Origin of the sequence: Herbaspirillum frisingense GSF30 (assembly GCF_000300975.2) — a bacterium.
Taxonomy (GTDB): Bacteria; Pseudomonadota; Gammaproteobacteria; order Burkholderiales; family Burkholderiaceae_D; genus Herbaspirillum; species Herbaspirillum frisingense.
In genome coordinates this window covers 16634-35793 of record NZ_AEEC02000044.1, presented here as the reverse complement: position 1 = coordinate 35793, position 19160 = coordinate 16634, and the positions used below count along the sequence as shown (strand labels likewise).

The 19160-nt window shown below is 63.4% G+C and carries 17 protein-coding genes, 1 pseudogene and 1 riboswitch; of the genes and pseudogenes, 9 read left to right on the top strand and 9 right to left on the bottom strand.

The genetic code is table 11. The annotated features are described in order from the left end of the window. Nucleotides 1–499 (top strand): annotated as a pseudogene (locus HFRIS_RS21725) (SPOR domain-containing protein); the annotation flags it as partial. 128 nt (nt 500–627) lie between these two features. Beyond that, nucleotides 628–1521: an acetylglutamate kinase gene (argB, locus tag HFRIS_RS21720; RefSeq protein ID WP_006465160.1), complete on the top strand. Its 894-nt coding sequence runs from the start codon at nt 628–630 to the stop codon at nt 1519–1521. An 86-nt stretch (nt 1522–1607) separates the two neighbouring features. Here the strand turns inward: argB and HFRIS_RS21715 are convergent, their stop codons facing one another. Next, nucleotides 1608–2528: a TraB/GumN family protein gene (locus HFRIS_RS21715; protein ID WP_039876884.1), complete on the bottom strand. Its 921-nt coding sequence runs from the start codon at nt 2526–2528 to the stop codon at nt 1608–1610. Nucleotides 2529–2601: 73 nt separating this feature from the next. Here HFRIS_RS21715 and HFRIS_RS21710 point away from each other — a divergent pair, with 73 nt between their 5' ends. Further along, entirely contained in the window at nt 2602–3339 is a 738-nt protein-coding gene (locus HFRIS_RS21710; RefSeq protein WP_006465158.1) for an HAD-IA family hydrolase, read from the top strand. Nucleotides 3340–3381: 42 nt separating this feature from the next. On the opposite strand, the gene HFRIS_RS21705 is transcribed toward HFRIS_RS21710, so the two are convergent. The 4 genes from HFRIS_RS21705 to HFRIS_RS21690 form a co-directional block, all read right to left on the bottom strand. Further along, nucleotides 3382–3954 (bottom strand): Fur family transcriptional regulator, encoded by a 573-nt coding sequence (locus tag HFRIS_RS21705; protein ID WP_006465157.1) that lies wholly within the window; start codon nt 3952–3954, stop codon nt 3382–3384. A 126-nt stretch (nt 3955–4080) separates the two neighbouring features. Next, the gene (locus tag HFRIS_RS21700; protein ID WP_006465156.1) at nt 4081–5076 is read right to left on the bottom strand and encodes a tyrosine recombinase XerC; all 996 of its coding nucleotides are present in this window, start codon (nt 5074–5076) and stop codon (nt 4081–4083) included. 64 nt (nt 5077–5140) lie between these two features. Continuing rightward, the gene (locus HFRIS_RS21695; protein ID WP_006465155.1) at nt 5141–5809 is read right to left on the bottom strand and encodes a DUF484 family protein; all 669 of its coding nucleotides are present in this window, start codon (nt 5807–5809) and stop codon (nt 5141–5143) included. A 291-nt stretch (nt 5810–6100) separates the two neighbouring features. After that, the gene (locus tag HFRIS_RS21690; protein ID WP_006465154.1) at nt 6101–7255 is read right to left on the bottom strand and encodes a porin; all 1155 of its coding nucleotides are present in this window, start codon (nt 7253–7255) and stop codon (nt 6101–6103) included. Between the two features lie 368 nt (nt 7256–7623). On the opposite strand from HFRIS_RS21690, the gene HFRIS_RS21685 reads away from it, so the two are divergent. Further along, on the top strand, nt 7624–9243 hold the full coding sequence (locus HFRIS_RS21685; protein WP_006465153.1) for a tetratricopeptide repeat protein: 1620 nt from the start codon (nt 7624–7626) through the stop codon (nt 9241–9243). A gap of 93 nt (nt 9244–9336) precedes the next feature. On the opposite strand, the gene dapF is transcribed toward HFRIS_RS21685, so the two are convergent. From dapF to HFRIS_RS21670, 3 genes are read right to left on the bottom strand one after another with little or no spacing between them, the layout of a single operon-like run. Next, on the bottom strand, nt 9337–10200 hold the full coding sequence (gene dapF, locus HFRIS_RS21680) for a diaminopimelate epimerase (RefSeq protein WP_006465152.1): 864 nt from the start codon (nt 10198–10200) through the stop codon (nt 9337–9339). A gap of 41 nt (nt 10201–10241) precedes the next feature. Further along, nucleotides 10242–11126 (bottom strand): LpxL/LpxP family acyltransferase, encoded by an 885-nt coding sequence (locus tag HFRIS_RS21675; RefSeq protein WP_006465151.1) that lies wholly within the window; start codon nt 11124–11126, stop codon nt 10242–10244. Further along, nucleotides 11123–11971, bottom strand: coding sequence for a lysophospholipid acyltransferase family protein (locus tag HFRIS_RS21670; RefSeq protein ID WP_006465150.1), 849 nt, complete (start codon nt 11969–11971; stop codon nt 11123–11125). The genes HFRIS_RS21675 and HFRIS_RS21670 overlap by 4 nt, the downstream gene beginning before the upstream one ends. 189 nt (nt 11972–12160) lie before the next feature. Here HFRIS_RS21670 and metK point away from each other — a divergent pair, with 189 nt between their 5' ends. The 4 genes from metK (at nt 12161) to metF (ending at nt 16344) form a co-directional block, all read left to right on the top strand. Further along, nucleotides 12161–13324: a methionine adenosyltransferase gene (gene metK, locus HFRIS_RS21665; RefSeq protein ID WP_006465149.1), complete on the top strand. Its 1164-nt coding sequence runs from the start codon at nt 12161–12163 to the stop codon at nt 13322–13324. A 142-nt stretch (nt 13325–13466) separates the two neighbouring features. Further along, a riboswitch (S-adenosyl-L-homocysteine riboswitch) is annotated at nt 13467–13556 on the top strand. A gap of 49 nt (nt 13557–13605) precedes the next feature. Continuing rightward, the gene (gene ahcY / locus HFRIS_RS21660) at nt 13606–15006 is read left to right on the top strand and encodes an adenosylhomocysteinase (RefSeq protein ID WP_006465148.1); all 1401 of its coding nucleotides are present in this window, start codon (nt 13606–13608) and stop codon (nt 15004–15006) included. Between the two features lie 145 nt (nt 15007–15151). Continuing rightward, complete coding sequence (locus HFRIS_RS21655; RefSeq protein WP_006465147.1) at nt 15152–15505, top strand: phage holin family protein; 354 nt, start codon at nt 15152–15154, stop codon at nt 15503–15505. Further along, on the top strand, nt 15502–16344 hold the full coding sequence (gene metF, locus HFRIS_RS21650) for a methylenetetrahydrofolate reductase [NAD(P)H] (RefSeq protein WP_006465146.1): 843 nt from the start codon (nt 15502–15504) through the stop codon (nt 16342–16344). The genes HFRIS_RS21655 and metF overlap by 4 nt, the downstream gene beginning before the upstream one ends. Nucleotides 16345–16457: 113 nt before the next feature. On the opposite strand, the gene HFRIS_RS21645 is transcribed toward metF, so the two are convergent. Continuing rightward, on the bottom strand, nt 16458–17054 hold the full coding sequence (locus HFRIS_RS21645; protein WP_006465145.1) for a 5-formyltetrahydrofolate cyclo-ligase: 597 nt from the start codon (nt 17052–17054) through the stop codon (nt 16458–16460). A 34-nt stretch (nt 17055–17088) separates the two neighbouring features. Here HFRIS_RS21645 and HFRIS_RS21640 point away from each other — a divergent pair, with 34 nt between their 5' ends. Beyond that, complete coding sequence (locus HFRIS_RS21640; protein WP_039876870.1) at nt 17089–19101, top strand: lytic transglycosylase domain-containing protein; 2013 nt, start codon at nt 17089–17091, stop codon at nt 19099–19101. Nucleotides 19102–19160 lie beyond the last annotated feature (59 nt).

Here is a 19160-nt window from a genome sequence, read left to right as displayed (position 1 = left end):
CACGACGGCGCCTCAGGTCGCTGCCGTTACCCCTTCCTGCACCGAGGTCGGCAACTTCACGGCTGCCGATGCCCGTCGCTTCTCGGCCCAGCTTGCCAGTCTCAACCTGGGTGACAAGGTGGTCCAGAAGCTGACCCAGGATGTGACCAGCCACATGGTCTACATCCCCCCGCAGGATGGCCGAGAGGGAGCCGACCGGCGTATCGCCGAGCTGCGTCGCCTGGGCATCGGCGACTTCTACGTCATTCCTGACAGTTTCCCCAACCCGGCATTGCGCTCGGGCGTTTCGCTGGGCATCTTCCGCACCGAGGAGGCGGCCAAGGCCTATGTCAGCCAGCTGATCTCGCGCGGGGTGCGCAGCGCCCGCATCATTGCGCGCCGCTCCGGGGCCGGCAAGCAGGTCTTCCAGTTGCGTGATCTGACACCGGAGGCGCGCAGCGCCCTGGACAACATCAAGAGCGCTTTCCCGGACCAGGAAATCCGCGGCTGCAGCGCCTGAAGGCGGCGGCGTTGTCTGGATCGGACACGCCGCATGTTGCGCTGCGAAGCCGGGCGGCTTTCCATGTAAAATCCCGTCCCTAACCTTTACCCGTCACCCATCCCTCATCGCATCGACAGGACATTGCCATGACCACCGACCTGACCAACGTAGCCCCCCAGATCAAAGCCGAAATCCTGGCCGAGGCGCTGCCGTATATCCGTAAATTCCACGGCAAGACCATCGTGGTCAAGTACGGTGGCAATGCGATGACCGAGGAAAGCCTCAAGCACGGCTTCGCCCGTGACGTGATCCTGTTGAAGCTGGTCGGCATGAACCCGGTGGTGGTCCACGGTGGCGGCCCGCAGATCGATGCGGCACTCAAGAAGATCGGCAAGCAGGGGACCTTCGTGCAGGGCATGCGCATCACCGACGAAGAGACCATGGAAGTGGTGGAATGGGTGCTGGGCGGCGAAGTGCAGCAGGACATCGTGATGCTGATCAATCACTATGGTGGCCAGGCGGTGGGCCTGACCGGCAAGGACGGCGGCCTGATCCGCGCGCGCAAGATGCAGATGCCGGACAAGGAGCATCCGGGCCAGTTCCTGGACATCGGCTACGTGGGCGAGATCGAGGCGATCAACCCGGCGGTGGTCAAGGCGCTGCAGGACGATGCCTTCATTCCCATCATTTCGCCCATCGGTTTCGGTGACGACGGCCAGGCCTACAACATCAATGCCGACGTGGTGGCCGGCAAGATCGCCGAGATCCTGCACGCCGAAAAGCTGATCATGATGACCAACATCGCCGGTGTCCAGGACAAGGCCGGCAATCTGCTGACCGACCTGTCGGCCCGCGAGATCGACGAGATGTTTGCCGACGGTACCATTTCCGGCGGCATGCTGCCCAAGATTTCCTCGGCCCTGGATGCGGCCAAGTCGGGCGTGAACACGGTGCACATCATCGACGGTCGCATCGAACACTCGCTGCTGCTGGAAGTGCTGACCGAGCAGGCCTTCGGGACCATGATCCGCTCGCACTGATACCGCGTCGGGTAGTCGGCAGCACAAAAAATGGATGAGCATGCTCATCCATTTTTTTATGCCCGCCGGTCAAGGCGTGGTACAGCTCAATAGAGTTGTTTGACCTGCAATCCCGTTTTCTTCAGCAAGAGCGGCACGCTGTCCGGTCCCACCAGGTGCAGGATGCCGATCGCCGCCACGGCGCCGTCATGCTGGCGCAGCAGGTCGGCCACGCCCTTGGCCAGTCCGGGATTGCGTTGCTGGAGCAGGGTCTTGAGCGTAAAGCGGGTGGCGAAGCTGTCATCCTGCCGCATGTCCTTGAGCGCTGTGGCGAAGCCGGCGCTGTCGGCGTGTCGCCAGGCGGTCACCAGCAGGTCCAGCTTGCGGCTCAGGGCGGCATCATCCAGTTCGCGCAGGGTATCGGCCAGGAATTCGGCCTGTTGTGCTTCGGTAAGCTGGCTGAAGAGGCTCATCTGGCGGTCCGCGCTCTCCAGTTCGACTGCTTTGCCACCGTGGGCGCGCACGGCGTTGGCCAGATGGCTGTCCACGGCCAGGTCGGTGCGGTAACCGTGGCGCCCGTATTCTTGCACCGTCAGGGCCATGGCCAGCATCCATGGACGCATGTGCTGCACAGCCTGCAGCGGCAGGCCCATACGTTCCAGCGTGGCAATCGTGCGCTGCGCCAGGGCGGGATCGAGGTGGTCCTGGAGGCGCTGACCGTCAGGGTAGAGGGCATAGCGCTGCACGGCGTTCTGCATCGCGGCGCCATTGTCCGGGTCCAGTTCCAGCGCCAGCACGGGGGCGGCAGACAGGGCGCGGGTCAGGCGCGGCTCCAGCGGATAGAAATCGGGTGCACCCACGTGGATGGTGCCGAACAGCAGCAGGGAATGGCGACCATCGGAGACCTGATACAGCGCGCCGCGCGGCGGGATACTGCTTTGTCCCTCGGCGGTAGTGGCCGCATGGGCGGGGAGGGAGAAGTTAAAGCAGGACAACCAGGTCAAACTCACTATAATCACCCGTTGCATCAATCCGTTCACTGCTGGCCTTTCTTTGCTGAAGGTGCGTCCATGCCTGCTGGCAGGCGCGCCGGTCCGATTTATGGCGTCCAATACTACACCGCTCTGGCTGTTCGACCTCGACAACACCCTGCACAACGCCTCGCACGCGATCTTCCCGGCCATCAACACCAACATGAACCGCATCATCCAGCGGGTGCTGGAGAACGACGGGCAGCCCAGCGACGAGGCGGCGGTGAACTATCTGCGCCGGCATTACTGGAAACTGTACGGTGCCACCCTGCTGGGCCTGGTGCGCCATCACGGCATGGATATCGATGAGTTCCTGCACGAGGCACACCTCTTCGATGACCTGCCCGGCATGGTCCGTGCCGAGTGTGGCATCGGCCGCTGGCTGCAGCAACTGCCGGGACGCAAGATCCTTCTGACCAATGCGCCCCGCCGTTATTCACGCGAACTGGTGCGGCATCTGGGGCTGCACCGCCATTTCTCGCATCACATTTCCATCGAGAGCATGCACGTGCATCGCCAGTTGCGGCCCAAGCCTTCGCGGCTGATGCTGCGCAAGCTGCTGGCGCGTCACAAGATCGCGCCGCGTCGCTGCATCCTGGTCGAGGACACCGTGGACAACCTGAAAAGTGCCCGCGAACTTGGCGTGCGTACTGCCTGGGTGACCCAGTACCTGCGCGGCAGCCAGGCGCTCCTGGGACATATGGGGGGACAGCGCGCCTTGAGCCGCTTACCGGGTTTCGTTGATGTGAAGGTTCGTTCAGTGCGGCAGTTGCCGCGCCGGCTGGCGGCGCTGGGAGCCTTGCGCTAGGCGAGGATGGGGTCGCTGGGTTGCTAAGTTGCCGGGCTGGCTTTAGTCGGCGCAATCGGCGCACCAGCCCTTGATGGTCAGCTCCACTTCGTGGCTTTGGAAACCCTTGCCCAGTGTCTTGCGCAGGGCCGATTGCAATTGCGCGGCGGTGGAGCGATGCCGATCGGCATCGGGCAGGACGGTCGCCAGGAAATCGGTGCCATCGCTGGCATCCAGGCAGAACACGCGGTGGCAACGGGTGCATTTGAAATGACCGTGCTGGTGTTGCTTGCCATGGGAGTGGTCGTGCAGGCCGTGCTCGGGATGATCGGCACCGGCGCTGTAGCGGAAGATCCGGTCATCGCTGGAAATCTTGTGCGCCAGGCCGGCCTCGGTCAGGCAATCCAGGGCGCGGTAGAGCGTGACCCGGTCCATGTCGGCGAAGCGATCCTGGATATCCTGGTGTGACGCCGCACTGCGGGTTTCCAGCAATGCCCCCAGCACATTCACGCGGGCCTGCGTCACTCGCACGCCGGCTTCGCGCAGTTGCGCCTCGGCCAGCGCCGTCACGGTCGCGGCTTGCGCGCTGGTGCTGGCGGAGGAGTGGTCGGCGGCTTTGGCTTTCATGGTCGGCATCGGCTGGAACGTTCGAGGAGCCAGGTCACTGGCAGAGAAACTTGGCGGCGCTGCAAGCGCCGGTCATCTATTTTAGCCCATGCGGCGCTCACCCTCCCGCGCCGACAGCCGTAGCGGCGGTCGCGGCTAGTTGTTGTTGTCCTTGCCGCCCTTGCGCGCGCGGGGGTGGGCCTGGTCGTAGACCTGGGCCAGGCGCTGGAAGTCCAGCGCGGTATAGACCTGGGTCGCGGTGATGGAGGCATGGCCCAGCATTTCCTGTACCGCACGCAGGTCGCCCGAGCTCTGCAGCACATGCGAGGCAAAGGAGTGCCGCAACATGTGGGGATGCACGTCCGACGCCATTTCCACACCCTTGCCATGCGCTTTCAAACGCAATTGCGTGACCCGGGGCGACATGCGGGCGCCCCGCTCGTTGAGGAAAAGTGCATGGCAGTCGGTGCCGCCATCGGCGCGCACCAGGCCGGCCCGCAGCGGCAGCCAGTCGCTGATCGCCTGCAGGGCGGCTTTTCCCACCGGCACCTTGCGCTTCTTGCCACCCTTGCCGGTGACGGTGACCTCGGCTTCTCCCAGGTCGATCCAGCCGGCGGACTCATAGCTGCCTTCGCCGATATCGGCCACGTCGATGCCCACCAGCTCGGAGACGCGTAATCCGCTCGAATAGAGCAATTCGAACATGGCGCGATTGCAGGCCGCCAGGGTGGAGTCGGGGTCGCGCCCCGGATCGGCCTGTGCGACCAGGCGCACGGCATCATCGGCGGCCAGCGCCTTGGGCAGGGGTTTGCTCTTCTTGGGGGGCTTGACGCCATCGACCGGGTTGGCGGGCAGTTCGATTTCCATCGACAACCACCCGAAGAAGCCGCGCCAGGCCGACAGCTTGCGTGAAATCGAGCGGGCATTCAGGCCGCGTGCATGCAGCCGGGCGGCGCATTTCCTGATCTGTACCTGGGTGACGCCGCGCAGATCGAGCTCGGCAGTAGATGCGTCCGCGTCGGCCGGCGTCAGCAGCGAGCGTAATTCCTGCAGGTCACGGCCGTAGTTGTCCAGTGTATGGGGGGACAGCTTGCGCTGGGCGCGCAAAAAGGAGAGATAGTGGCCGATCAGGGCGGAGGCGGTGCCATCCATGGCGTCATCCTTCACATTGGCGGCGTGCGCAGAACGGAACAGGGCCGCTCTGCCAGGCGGTGCATCAGCGCAGCAGGCAGGCCAGTGCGGCGCTACCGGTTTCGCCGATGCGGGTCAGGAAATCGGTCCCCATGTCGGAGGTGAAACGGCTCGGGTCCGGCGAGCCCAGTACCAGCAGGCCGAAGGCTTCAGGCGCTGCACCCACGCGCAGTGGCAGGATGGCGACCGATTTCACCGAGTCGGCATCGTCCAGCCAGGTGGCCGCTTCGAATTCCTTGTTGGGACCGCAGAAGGGCGCCGACAGACCGTTGGCAAAGATGCGGGCGTCGTCCGAGACTTGCCGGGTGGCCCAGTTGTCGGCATGGGCCTGGCCCAGATTCCACAGGCGCACGGTCACTTGCGGCACGTGGAAGATTTCCTGCAATTGGGTGACCAGCGTGCGTGGCAGGTCGGCGGCGTCGCGCGTCAACAGCAGGGCGCGGCTCCAGGCCTGGAACTTGTTGGTGATCTCGTCGTTTTCCTGGGCGATACGCATGAGGTCGGCCATGCGCAATTCCTGCACGCGGATCTTTTCGCGCAGGATTTCCATCTGCCGCTCCTGCAGCGAGACCGCGCGGCCCATTACCGGGCTGGTCAACTTGATGGTCGAAAGCAGCTCTGCATGCTCCTCGAAGAAATGAGGATGTTCCAGCAGGTAGTCGGCAATCAGGTTGGAATCCAGTTCGGAGGTCATCGTCGAGGGTCTGTGAGTGAGGTACCAGCGGCAGGCAAAAGGTGGCGTGCCGGAAATATCGCGAGATTATCCTCGCTATCGGACATGCTGACAATCATCGCCGGCGTGGCCAGGCGGCCTTGCCTGCCATGGCGTGCAAAGCATGGCGGCGCGATAAGAAAAGGCAAGGGAAGGTAAAGGAAAGGTAAAAGAAAAAGGCCTGCATGATTGCTCATGCAGGCCTTTTTCGTTCCAGCTCAGGCTCAATTCAGGTTGAAACTGACACATTCATGCCAGTTTCAGATCCATGAATTAGAACTTGTGACGGATACCGGTGATGACAGCGGTTTGGCTGGCATCGGAACCGGTTGCGCCACCGGTGACACCCGGGTTTTGGATGTCGCTAGCGCGCATGTTGGACACGAAGGCGTACAGGTCGGTACGCTTGGACAGCCAGTAGTCAGCACCCAGGCTGATCTGGGTCAGCTTGCCCTTGCCGTCGACGCCGTTGAAGGTCGCGCGGGAGTGGTCAACAGCTGCCAGCAGCTTCAGGGAAGGCGACAGGGAGTAGGCGGTACCGACTTCATAGGTATCAACCTTCTGTGCGTTGCCCAGGGTTGCGGTAGCAACGGTCGGGGTGCCCTTCAGATCTTGCTTGACGCGCGAGTAGTTAGCGTACACGCGGGCGGCGCCGAACTGGTAGGAAGCCACAACGTTCAGGGACTTCAGAGCGGTGTTGCCAGCGACGGCAGCAGCGGTGTTGGCGTTGCCGGTGGTGCCAGCAGCCGGGATCAGGCTGGTGTCAGACGGGGTCGAACCGGCCTTGGATTGGTAGTAGTTGATACCCAGACCCAGAGGACCGTTGTCGTACTTACCACCGATGCCGTAGGCTTGACCAGCGGAGGTCTTGCCAGCTTGTTCGCCGAAACCGTAGATCAGGTTACCGGTGAAGCCGCTCAGGTTGGTGGTGGTGTAGCTGATCGAGTTGTTGGTACGAACACCTTGCAGGCGGTTCAGGCCCGAACCCGAGTTGGAGACCACGCCGCCGAAGTCGTTAACAGCGGTGTAAGCGGAGATGGTGTCCGAGAAGTCGGTTTGACGACCCAGCAGAACGGTACCGAAGCCACCAGCCAGACCGACCACCGACTTGCGGCGGAACAGGTTGGAGGAGGTCACGGCGTCGGAGCCTTGCAGGCCGCCGTCGTCGTTGGTGAAGCCGGCTTCCAGGTTGAAGACTGCGGACAGACCGCCGCCCAGATCTTCAACGCCCTTGAAACCGATACGGGAACCTTGGATCACGCCAGAGTTGATGCCGAACTTGCTGCCGGTGCCACCGGTTGCGGTAGCGACCTTGCTGGAGTAAGCGATACCGGTATCAACGATACCGTAGATGGTGACGGAGCTTTGTGCTTGAGCAGCACCTGCGAACGCGCCGAGGACGGCCAGTGCCAGCAGAGATTTTTTCATTTGACATCCTTCTATAAAAATAGTCTTGAGGATCCGTACTTCTGGTCGGATGGTGAGACATTAAGGGTTCTCATTTGGCGTGGCCGCAGATTGGTCACGTGGGGGGAGGAATTTTGGTTGAAAGCGCCAAAGTGCAGTATGAGTGTTGTTTTTTTCAAACGCTTTCCACCCCGTCAATGCATGACAGGCAAATTTTGGCACTCAGCTTGTCACTCATTAACGGCAGGTATGACGCAAACTTGATCCGCATCGTCTCGTCAATACGCTTGTTGTCAAAAAGATGCATTCTGATAGTTTTTCGAGTCATTTTTAAAGAAATGTCGATTGTGGGGCATAATTTTGGCTTTCTGACCGGACGTGGAGGTCTGATGGCCAATCGCGAGGATCTTGCAATCATCCGCGCCGCGCGTGCTGGAGAGGCGCAGGCGCAATTGACGCTGGGCAAGCGTTATCTGTTTGGCGGTAATGGTTTGCCGCAAAGTGCAGGCACTGCCTTTCATTGGCTGGAGCGGGCGGCGCGCCAGGGGCTGGCCGATGCCTGGATGCTGATCGCCCAGCATATTCCCTATGAGGTCGTGGTACCGCTGGCCAAGCCGCAGGAAGCTGCGCAATGGTACGAACGTGCATTCGACGCCGGCCTGACGCGCGCCGGGTTGGTGTTTGCGCGGCTGGTGCTGGATAACCCTGCCGTCACCGCCACCATCAGCGTCGAGTTGAAGCACAAGGCTATCCGCGCCCTGGAAGTGGTCGCCCGCGAGGGGGATCCGGACGCGCAGTGGTTATTAGCCCGGCAGGGCGAGCGCATGCTGGCTCCCGCCACTGTACCCTCTTCGAACGCCATCCTCGGCGAAGCGCAGTCGCCCGCGCCGGCGGTCAAGGCCGAGGAGCTGCATCAGTGGACGAAGAAAGCCGCTGACGCCGGCGTCGAACAAGCCCAGCACGCGCTGGCCGACGCGGCCTGGCGGCAATCCGACTTCGCCACCTTCCGCCAGCGGGCTCAGCCCCTGGCTGACGCCCTGTTGCGCCAGTACGAGGGCACGGTGACGCAACTCAATGCCCCCTCCGAGGCCCTGGCGGCGGCGCTGGGCGCGCAGAACATCCAGCTGCTGTACCGCCTGGCCCAGGTCCATATGGCTGACAAGCGTCCCGACCTGTTGCACGCCCAGCAATTGCTGGAACTGGCCGCGCTGGCCTGCGACCGTGACGCGCAGCTGGCCCTGGGTCTTTTATATGGACGTCTGGACCAGGCGGGCGTGCGGCGCTTTGCCGGCCAGGGTTCGGCCAACTACAAGAAGGCCATCCGCTGGCTCACCCTGGCCGGGGAGCAGGGCATGGCGGCGGCCTGGTATGTCCTGTCGCGTATCTATCTGAAGCCCGAGTTTTCGCAACGCAATCTGGCTGACGTGCAGCATTACCTTGAGCGTGCTGCCGAGATGGGCCATGTGGAAGCGCAGGTCGAATGCGGGGTGGGCGCCTGGCGTAACCGTCGCGATGATCCGGGCAACGACGTGCGTGCCCTGTATTGGTTGCAGAAGGCCGCCACTCAGGGAGCGCAGCAGGCGCGGACCTTGCTGGACAAGGTCGCCGATCGCCCCCTGGCTGCCGAATGGGCGATGCGGGCGCGCGCGCAGCTCAGTCGCGAGCAGATCAATGCGCATCCCTTCCTGGCGGCACGCATCGAACTGGCGGCCCTGTTCGGGCTGACCCGGCCGGAAGCGCTGCTGATCGATCTGAAACAGGCCGATTGCGGTCATTGCCTGATGGTGGACATCCGCAGCCAGTATGCGCGCAGCAAGCGGCGCCTGATCCTGGTGGAGACGGGAGAGCAGCGCGGTACGCTCAATCGCATCGGACGCCTGTTCGAAGACATGGATTGTGGCCCCGCCGGTCCGGAAGGCAATTATCGTCAGCGGCTGTACCGCCTCAAGAGCGTGTTGCCGCAGGTGCAGGAGGACGACGAGGTGGAAGAACAGGATCTGGCTGCTTGAACCGCCGCGCCACGGCCTTCCAAGGTCGCAGGCAAATGAAAACGGCTTGCTGATGTGTTCAGCAAGCCGTTTTCATATGTGTATTAAATTGTCTCAGAGCTGATCCGGCAAATCGATCTCGCCTTCGAACACGGTCACCGCCGGTCCGGTCATCATCACCGGTTCGCCCGGGCCGGCCCAGGCAATGTTGAGCACGCCGCCATGGGTCTGCACTGCCACCGGGGAATCCAGCAGGCCGCGCCGGATGCCGGCCACCACTGCGGCACAGGCGCCGGTGCCGCACGCCAGGGTTTCGCCGGCACCGCGTTCATAGACACGCAGGTTGATGTGATGGCGATCGACCACCTGCATGAAACCGGCATTGACGCGCTTGGGGAAGCGCGGGTGATGTTCGATCAGCGGACCGTCGGTCAGTACCGGCGCTGCTTCACTGTCATCGACCAGTTGCACCGCGTGCGGATTGCCCATCGACACCACCGAGATCCAGGTGGTCTTGCCGGCCACGTCCAGCGGCCACAAATTGTCTTCGGCCTCGCTGCGATGCTGCAGGCCATGGCTGTCGAAGGGAACGTCGGCCGGGGTCAGGATGGGGGCGCCCATATCCACGGTGATCTGGCCGTCGTCTTCCAGGCGCGGTTCGATCACGCCGGACATGGTTTCCACACGGATGGCGCGCTTGTCGGTGAGCCCCTTTTCGGTGACGAAGCGCACGAAGGCGCGCGCGCCATTGCCGCATTGCTCGACCTCGCCGCCATCGGCGTTATAGATGCGATAACGGAAATCGATGCCGGCACCCTGTGCTTTTTCCACCACCAGCATCTGGTCGGCACCGATGCCGAAGCGACGGTCGGCGATGAACTGCCACTGGGCGGGGGTCAGCGAAATGGCCTGGTTGACGGCGTCGAGGACGACGAAGTCGTTGCCGGCGCCATGCATCTTGGTAAATTTGATTTTCATGTGCAGATTATAGGACGGCTGCTGGCCGTCGCGCTCGCTGCTCAGTCCGCGTCGCGTCCATAGACGTCCGGCTCGCCCGGCGGACGGGTCTTGAAGCGCTTGTGGGCCCAGAAGTATTCAGCCGGATGCTCACGTACGCGTTCTTCGATGAAGGCATTCATGCGGCGCGTGGCGGCCGCGATGTCCTCGCCCGGATAGTCGGTCCAGGCGGGATAGTAGGTGGCTTTCCAGCCCTTGTAGTTGGGCAGGAAGGTGCAGACCACCGGCACCACCGCGGCACCGGTAGCCGCGGCGATGCGGGCCGTGGCTGTGAGGGTGGCGGCGGGTACCCCGAAGAAAGGCACGAATTCGGCGTCGCGGATGCCGAAGTCCATGTCCGGCAACATCAGGAAGGGCAGGCCCTTGCGCATGGCGCGGATGATGGGTTTGACGCCCTGTTCGCGCGCCAGCAAGGTTGCCGGCCGGAAGCGCAGACGGCCCTTCAGCAGTGCGCGGTCGATGACGGCATTGCGTTGCTTGGTATAGATGGTACAGGCCGAATATTCGGAGAACACGCCCAGGGTCGCGCCGGGAATTTCCAGGCAGACGAAATGCGGTGCCAGCAGGATGGTCGGCCCCTTGGCGAAGGTCTCCAGCGGCATGCCCGGGTCGACCTGGATCAGCCGGCGCAGACGCGATACCGGCGCCCACCAGAGGATGCCGCGTTCCAGTGCACTGCGGGCGAACAGGCGGAAATGCTCGCGGGCAATGCGTACGCGTTCTTCTTCGGTCTTTTCCGGGAAGCACAGGCGCAGGTTGGTCAGCGCGATATGACGCCGGGGACGCATATAGATATAGAGCAGCGCGCCGATACCTTCGCCCAGGCGGCCGAGGATGGGCAGGGGCAACCAGTGCAGCACCCACATGATGGCCAGGAGCAGTCTCATGACGATGCCTCCCCGGGTCTGGTCACGCCGGGCGGTGTCTTGTAGCGGTTGTAGCTCCAGATATATTGGGCCGGGCAGTGGGCGATCAGTTTTTCCATGGCTGCGTTGATGGCGCGGGCCTGTTGTACCGGCGACTCGGGAAGTTCACCTTCAAATGGAACGAAGTGCACGTCAAAGCCGCGTCCCCAGGACAGCCTTTCCGCATAGACCAGCAGCAAGGGCGCACCGCTCATCTGTTGCAGTTTGGCGGGCAGGGTCATGGTGTAGGCCGGCTTGCCGAAGAAGTCGGCCCAGACGCCTTCGCCGTTTTGCGGCACCTGGTCCGGCAGCAGGCCGATGGCCTGGCTATTCTTCAGCGCCTTCAGCAGGATGCGCACGCCCGCCAGGTTGGCCGGGGCCAGGTGCAGGTTGGCGCGGGCGCGGGCGCCTTCGATCAGGGGCTTCAGGGCAGCCTTGCGCGGGGGGCGGTAGAGGACACTCAGGCTGGTCTGGTGCGCCACCACCTGGGCCGAGATTTCGAAGCAACCCAGGTGCGGCGTAAGGAAAATGACCCCGGACTTGGCCGCCAGCGCCTGCTCCACCAGATCCCAGTTGCGCAGGCGTGCCGTGCGCAGAACCCGGCGGGGCGAGGCGCACCAGATGAAGGGCAGCTCGAACATGCCCTTGCCCGCCTCGCCGACCGCCTTGAACAGGCTGGCGCGATGTCCGGCCAGGGCAATGTTGTTCTGCAGACGGCGCCGGTAGGATGGTGAGAGCAGGAACACCATCCAGCCCATTATCACGCCGATGGCATGCAAGACAGGCAGGGGCAGCAAGGACAGCAGGCGGAATAAAGAAACGAGCATACGTGCCGATAACGGTTGAGCGGGGCGCTTCCGCCGCCAAATTGCAGAAAATTGCAAGAGGCGTAAAATATCACAAGCCGTCGAGTTAATGACAACTTGCGAGACGGGGTACAAATTTCGCTAAAGCGTCGCAGGCACGACTGACGATGGGCCGCGACATTGCTAAATCGTTTTCAGTCAGAGGCTTGCATGTCCAACGAATATCTCTTCACTTCCGAATCCGTTTCCGAGGGTCATCCCGACAAGGTCGCGGACCAGATCTCGGACGCCATCCTGGATGCCATCTTCACCCAGGACCCGCAATCGCGCGTGGCTGCCGAAACCCTGTGCAACACCGGTCTGGTGGTGCTGGCCGGTGAAATCACCACCCGCGCCAATGTCGACTACATCGATGTGGCCCGCGAAACCATCAAGCGCATCGGCTACGACAATGCCGACTTCGGCATCGACTACAAGAGCTGCGCCGTGCTGGTCGCCTACGACAAGCAATCCCCCGACATCGCCCAGGGCGTCGATGAGGGCAAGGGAGTGGACCTGGAGCAGGGTGCCGGCGACCAGGGCCTGATGTTCGGCTACGCCTGCAACGAAACCCCGGAACTGATGCCGGCTGCCATCTACTATGCGCACCGCATCGTGGAACGCCAGTCGCAACTGCGCAAGGACGGCCGCCTGCCCTGGCTGCGTCCGGACGCCAAGTCCCAGGTCACCCTGAAGTACGTGGACGGCAAGCCGGTCGCCATCGACACCGTGGTGCTGTCGACCCAGCATTCGCCCGAGATGGACCAGAAGGACATCCACGAAGCCGCCATCGAGGAAATCATCAAGCCGGTGCTGCCGGCCGAATGGCTCAAGAACACCCGCTACCTGATCAACCCCACCGGCCGCTTCGTCATCGGCGGCCCGCAGGGTGACTGCGGCCTGACCGGCCGCAAGATCATCGTCGATACCTACGGCGGTGCAGCGCCCCACGGCGGTGGCGCCTTCTCCGGCAAGGATCCGTCCAAGGTCGACCGTTCGGCCGCCTACGCCGGCCGTTACGTGGCCAAGAACATCGTCGCTGCCGGCCTGGCCGAGCGTTGCCAGATCCAGGTGTCCTACGCCATCGGCATCGCCAAGCCGACTTCGGTGATGGTGACCACCTTCGGCACCGGCAAGATCAGCGACGAAAAGCTGGCGCAACTGGTGATGGAACACTTCGACCTGCGTCCCAAGGGCATCGTCCAGATGCTGGACCTGCTGCGCCCGATCTACGCCAAGACCGCCGCCTATGGTCACTTCGGCCGTGAAGAGCCGGAATTCACCTGGGAGCGTACCGACAAGGTCGCCGCCCTGCGCGCTTCGGCCGGTCTGTAATACGCACCCAGCCAGCGCGGGCCGGGCATTGACTAACGCCCGGCCCGCGCTACAATGCTGTTCCCGCGGATGAACAGCTTCATCCGCTGCCCGTACCGATGTCGGCATTGCGTCCGGTACGTCAATCCTCACAATGCCTCACCGCCGCAAGGAGCGTTGCGACAGGGACAACCCCTGCCAGGCTTGCAGCGATGAACAGGCGCACCGCGCCTGGCAACCGCGCTCACGTTACTTTTTTTCTGGCTTTTTCATGAAAGGAGGGCGTGAACAGCGCCATTGCCATGACTACTCAACAAGACTACATCGTCGCCGACATCAACCTGGCTGACTGGGGCCGCAAGGAAATCAAGATCGCCGAGACCGAAATGCCGGGCCTGATGGCGATCCGCGAGGAATTCGCCGCATCCCAGCCCCTGAAGGGCGCCCGTATCACCGGTTCGCTGCACATGACCATCCAGACCGCCGTGCTGATCCAGACCCTGGAAGCGCTGGGCGCGCAAGTGCGTTGGGCTTCCTGCAACATCTACTCGACCCAGGACCATGCCGCTGCCGCGATTGCTGCCAACGGCACTCCGGTGTTCGCCGTCAAGGGCGAGAACCTGGACGAATACTGGGAATACACCCACCGCATCTTCGAATGGACCGACGGTGGCTATTCCAACATGATCCTGGACGACGGCGGCGACGCCACCCTGCTGCTGCACCTGGGTGCCCGCGCCGAGACCGACATCTCGGTCCTGGCCAAACCTGACTCCGAAGAAGCGGTCTGCCTCTTCAACGCCATCAAGCGCTACCTGGCCAAGGATGCCAACTGGTACTCCAAGCGCCTCAAGGAAATCAAGGGCGTCACCGAAGAGACCACCACCGGCGTGCATCGCCTGTACCAGATGCACAAGGAAGGCAAGCTGGCCTTCCCGGCCATCAACGTCAATGACTCGGTCACCAAGTCCAAGTTCGACAACCTGTACGGCTGCCGCGAATCGCTGGTGGACGGCATCAAGCGCGCCACCGACGTGATGATCGCCGGCAAGGTCGCCATCGTGGCCGGCTACGGTGACGTCGGCAAGGGTTCGGCCCAGGCCCTGCGCGCGCTGTCGGCCCAGGTCTGGGTCACCGAGATCGACCCGATCTGCGCCCTGCAGGCCGCCATGGAAGGCTATCGTGTGGTGACCATGGACTATGCCGCCGAACATGGCGACATCTTCGTCACCTGCACCGGCAACTACCATGTGATCACCCATGAGCACATGAAGAAGATGAAGGACCAGGCCATCGTCTGCAACATCGGCCACTTCGACAACGAAATCGAAGTCGCCGCCCTGAAGCAGTACACCTGGGAAAACATCAAGCCGCAGGTCGACCATGTGATCTTCCCGGACGGCAAGCGCATCATCCTGCTGGCCGAAGGTCGTCTGGTCAACCTGGGTTGCGCCACCGGCCACCCGTCCTACGTGATGAGCTCGTCGTTTGCCAACCAGACCATTGCCCAGATCGAACTGTTCGTCAACACCAAGGCCTACCCGGTCGGCGTGTACACCCTGCCCAAGCACCTCGACGAGAAGGTCGCCCGCCTGCAACTGAAGAAGCTCAACGCCCAGTTGAGCGAACTCACGCCAGAGCAGGCCGCCTACATCGGCGTGAAGCTGGAAGGTCCGTACAAGCCGGAACACTACCGCTACTGATCCATGCCAGCGGCCGGCTTCACGCCGGCCCTGCATGGTTGGCAACGTTTGATCCAGCGGCCTGTGCGGCGTCCCGAGGGGCGCCGCGCTCACAGTGGCCGCTGCTGTCTTCATCACTCCCCTGACGGGGTCGAAAGGAATCTCCGTGCGCCTGCTGCTGACCTGGCTCATCAACGCCCTGGCCTTGCTGGCCGTCCCCTACCTGATGCACTCGGTGCAGGTCGACAGTTTCGGCTCGGCCCTGCTGGCCGCGCTCATCCTGGGTTTCGTCAATACCATCGTGCGCCCGGTGCTGGTCGTGCTGACCCTGCCGGTGACGGTGGTTACGCTGGGTCTGTTCATCCTGGTCATCAATGGCCTGATGTTCTGGGTCGTGGCGCAACTGGTGGGCGGCTTCCACGTGGCCGGATTCTGGTCTGCCGTGGGCGGCGCGCTGCTCTATAGCATCGTGTCCTGGGCCTTGTCGACGCTGTTGCTGAAATCGGGATCGAATCAATGAGTACGCATAATTTCAGTATCGAATTCTTCCCGCCCAAGACCGCCGAAGGCGCGCAAAAGCTGCGCGCCACCCGCGCCCGGCTGGCGCAACTGCAGCCCCGCTATTTCTCGGTGACCTTCGGCGCCGGCGGCTCCACCCAGCAGGGCACCCGCGACACCGTGCTGGAGATCGTCGGCGAAGGCCATCAGGCTGCACCGCACCTGTCCTGCATCGGCAGCTCGCGTGCCAGCCTGCGTGCCATCCTGGACGATTACCGCGCCAACGGTATCAAGCGCCTGGTGGCGCTGCGCGGTGACCTGCCCAGTGGTTATGGCGCCATGGACCAGGCCTCCAGCGAATTCCGCTATGCCAACGAACTGGTCGAGTTCGTCCGCGCCGAGACCGGCGACTGGTTCCACATCGAAGTGGCGGCCTACCCCGAAATGCATCCCCAGGCCCGTTCGCCGCAGGACGATGTCCAGAATTTCGCGCGCAAGGTCAAGGCCGGCGCCAATGCAGCCATCACCCAGTATTTCTACAACGCCGATGCCTACTTCCGCTTCGTGGACGAGGCTGCTCGCCTGGGCGCTACCGTACCGGTGATCGCCGGCATCATGCCCATCACCAATTACTCGCAGCTGATGCGCTTCTCGGACATGTGCGGCACCGAGATCCCGCGCTGGATCCGCCTCAAGCTGGCCAGCTATGGCGACGATACGGAATCGATCCGCGCCTTCGGCCAGGATGTGGTCACGCAACTGTGCGAGCGCCTGCTGGCCGGTGGCGCACCGGGTCTGCATTTCTATTCACTGAACCAGGCCGCCCCCACCGAGGCGATCTGGCAGCAACTGGTCAAGTAACGCCACACCTGGCAAGCGGGTGCCAGTTGCAGAGCCGGGCCTTGGCCCGGCTTTTTCATTGTTCAATCGATAATGGCGAATGGTTGGAAGACATCAGCCGACATCAGCCGACATCAGCCGCCATCGGTGAGGATGGCATCCAGCGGCACGTCATGCGCCTGCGGTTCGAACACCACCAGCCCGAAGCCATAACACACGCCCACCGCCAGCGGCCGCACCGGGCCGGCCAGGGTGCGGTCATAGAAGCCACCCCCGTAACCCAGCCGGAACCCGGCCTCGTTGAAGCCGACGCAGGGAATCAGCAGGGCCTGCGGCTGCGCCACTGCGGTACCTGCCGGCGGCACCCTGGTCCCCATGGCATCCTTTTCCAGGGCATCACCCGGGCGCCAGCGGCGAAACTCCAGCGGCATCTCCCGCCCCACCACCACCGGCAGGCACAGGTCCACGCCGTGCGCTGCCAGCGCGTTATAGGCGTCAGCCAGGTCCGGTTCACGCCGTATCGGCTGATATACCGCCAGGCTGGTGATGGCCGAGCCGACGCACCAATCCACCACACGCTGGCCGATGCGCTGTTCGGCGTGCAGCTTGTCCGTGTCGCCCAGGGCCTTGCGGCGTTCCAACAGGTCGGCGCGCAGGGCATTCTTGTGCAGCACCGCGAGGGCCTGTTCGGTCTCCGGCGCGGGTGCATCGCGTGCTATGCTTGGGTTCATTATTTGTTCCATCAATCTGCATGAAGAAGCTTGCATGAGTATGCGTCCGAAGAAACATCCGTTCAACCAGCGCCTGCGCGCGCTGGCCGCCTCATTGGCCACCTCGCTGGCGCTGCCCCTGGTCGTGGCGACCGGCACCGTCGTCATCGTGGCGCCAGCGGCCCACGCCCAGAAACGCCTGGCCCCGGACGCGGCGCCCGACGATCTCTTCCTCGCCCTGCGCCAGGCCGCTGCCAGCGACAATGCCGCGCTGGCGCAGGACCTGGCCGCGCGCCTGTCCGGTTACGAACTGGCCTCCTACGTCGACTACTACCGCCTCAAGCCGCGGGTGCGCGACTATAGCGCCAGTGAACAGGAAATCCGCGATTTCCTGGCACGTTGGGATGGCCAGGCCATCGTCGACCGCCTGCGCAACGACTGGCTGCTGGCATTGGGCAAGACCGGCAACTGGACCGTCTTCGACGAGCAATACCCCAAGTTCGTGCTCAACGACGATGTCCAGGTCAAGTGCTTCGCCCTCAACTCGCGCGCCCTGAAGGGTGAGAACGTGGCCGAGGAAGCACGCGCCCTCTTGAGCAACCCCAAGGACTATGGCCAGGGCTGCAGCGACCTGATCTCCACGCTGGCCCAGAACGGCCAGTTCAGCCAGGCCGATGTCTGGTTCCAGATCCGCCAGGCGGCCGAGAACGGCAATGCCACCGTCGCCCGTCGCGCTGCCGTGCTGGTCGATAGCGGCGATGTCGGCGTCACCCAGGTCATGGACCGCCCGGCGCTGATGCTGGCCAAGGGGCCGGGCAAGGGTGCTGCCAACCACCAGCTCTACATCATCGCGCTGGGCCGCATCGCCAAGAGCAATCCGACCCAGGCTGCCACCTATCTCGGCGATGCCGGGCGCAACATGACGGCACAGGAAGTCGCCCAGGGCTGGGCGCAGATTGCGCTGGCGGCGTCCTACAAGCTGGCGCCGGAAGCTTCCGATTACTGGCGCCGCGCCAAGGATGCAGCGCTCACACAAGATGCCATGCAGTGGAAGGTCCGCATGGCCCTGCGCGATGGCGACTGGAAGACCGTGCGCAAGACCATCGAAGCCATGCCGGCCCCGCTGCGCAGCGACACCGCCTGGGTCTACTGGCTGGGCCGTGCGCTGAAGGAAGAAGGGCAGACCGACGCCGCGCGGCGCCTGTTCGAATCGATCGCGCCCAACTTCAGCTTCTACGGTCAGCTGGCCCTGGAAGAGCTGGGCCAGAAGATCAGCATCCCGCCCGGACCGACCCCGCCCGGCGCTGGCGAGGTGGCGCTGTATTCGCAGAATGCCGGCTTCAAGCGTTCGCTCAAGTTCTATCAGTTGAACCTGCGCTTCGAAGCCATCCGCGAATGGAACTGGGAATTGCGCAACATGAGCGACCGCCAGCTGCTGGCCGCCGCCGAGTACGCGCGCCAGAGCGACGTGCTGGACCGCATGGTCAATACCTCCGATCGCACCCGCAGTGAATTCGATTTCACCCAGCGCTTCCCGGCCCCGCACCTGCCCGAGATGAACGCCGCCACCAAGCCGCTGGGCATGGAGAACGCCTGGGTCTATGGCCTGATCCGCCAGGAATCGCGCTTCATCAAGTCGGCCCGTTCCCATGTGGGGGCCTCCGGCCTGATGCAGTTGATGCCGGCTACCGCCAAGTTCGTCGCCAAGAAGATCGGCATGAGCGAATTCACCGCCGACCAGGTCAACGACATCAACACCAACCTGCTGCTGGGCACCAGCTACCTCGACATGGTGCTCAACAACATGGAAGGCTCGGAAACCCTGGCCACCGCCGGCTACAACGCCGGCCCCGGCCGCCCCCGTACCTGGCGCGCGACCTTGCCGCGTCCGGTGGAAGGCGCGATCTTCGCCGAGATCATCCCTTTCAATGAAACCCGGGGCTATGTCAAGAACGTGATGTCCAATGCGACCTACTATGCGGCCATGTTCGAGAACCGCCCGCAATCGCTGAAGCAGCGCATGGGCACGGTGGCGCCCAATTCCAACGTCGCCACCGACCTGCCCTGATCCCATCGCCCGCGCCGTCGGCAATGGCCGGCGGCCAACAGGAAATCGGAGAGTGACAA

Bases quoted from the DNA above. Each gene is read 5' to 3' on its own strand.
- dapF (WP_006465152.1), bottom strand. From the start codon at position 10,200: ATGAAAATCAAATTTACCAAGATGCATGGCGCCGGCAACGACTTCGTC.
- ahcY (WP_006465148.1), top strand. From the start codon at position 13,606: ATGACTACTCAACAAGACTACATCGTCGCCGACATCAACCTGGCTGAC.
- HFRIS_RS21670 (WP_006465150.1), bottom strand. From the start codon at position 11,971: ATGCTCGTTTCTTTATTCCGCCTGCTGTCCTTGCTGCCCCTGCCTGTC.
- HFRIS_RS21685 (WP_006465153.1), top strand. From the start codon at position 7,624: ATGGCCAATCGCGAGGATCTTGCAATCATCCGCGCCGCGCGTGCTGGA.
- argB (WP_006465160.1), top strand. From the start codon at position 628: ATGACCACCGACCTGACCAACGTAGCCCCCCAGATCAAAGCCGAAATC.
- HFRIS_RS21700 (WP_006465156.1), bottom strand. From the start codon at position 5,076: ATGGATGGCACCGCCTCCGCCCTGATCGGCCACTATCTCTCCTTTTTG.
- HFRIS_RS21640 (WP_039876870.1), top strand. From the start codon at position 17,089: ATGAGTATGCGTCCGAAGAAACATCCGTTCAACCAGCGCCTGCGCGCG.
- HFRIS_RS21645 (WP_006465145.1), bottom strand. From the start codon at position 17,054: ATGAACCCAAGCATAGCACGCGATGCACCCGCGCCGGAGACCGAACAG.
- HFRIS_RS21690 (WP_006465154.1), bottom strand. From the start codon at position 7,255: ATGAAAAAATCTCTGCTGGCACTGGCCGTCCTCGGCGCGTTCGCAGGT.
- HFRIS_RS21675 (WP_006465151.1), bottom strand. From the start codon at position 11,126: ATGAGACTGCTCCTGGCCATCATGTGGGTGCTGCACTGGTTGCCCCTG.
- metK (WP_006465149.1), top strand. From the start codon at position 12,161: ATGTCCAACGAATATCTCTTCACTTCCGAATCCGTTTCCGAGGGTCAT.
- HFRIS_RS21695 (WP_006465155.1), bottom strand. From the start codon at position 5,809: ATGACCTCCGAACTGGATTCCAACCTGATTGCCGACTACCTGCTGGAA.
- HFRIS_RS21715 (WP_039876884.1), bottom strand. From the start codon at position 2,528: ATGCAACGGGTGATTATAGTGAGTTTGACCTGGTTGTCCTGCTTTAAC.
- metF (WP_006465146.1), top strand. From the start codon at position 15,502: ATGAGTACGCATAATTTCAGTATCGAATTCTTCCCGCCCAAGACCGCC.
- HFRIS_RS21710 (WP_006465158.1), top strand. From the start codon at position 2,602: ATGGCGTCCAATACTACACCGCTCTGGCTGTTCGACCTCGACAACACC.
- HFRIS_RS21705 (WP_006465157.1), bottom strand. From the start codon at position 3,954: ATGCCGACCATGAAAGCCAAAGCCGCCGACCACTCCTCCGCCAGCACC.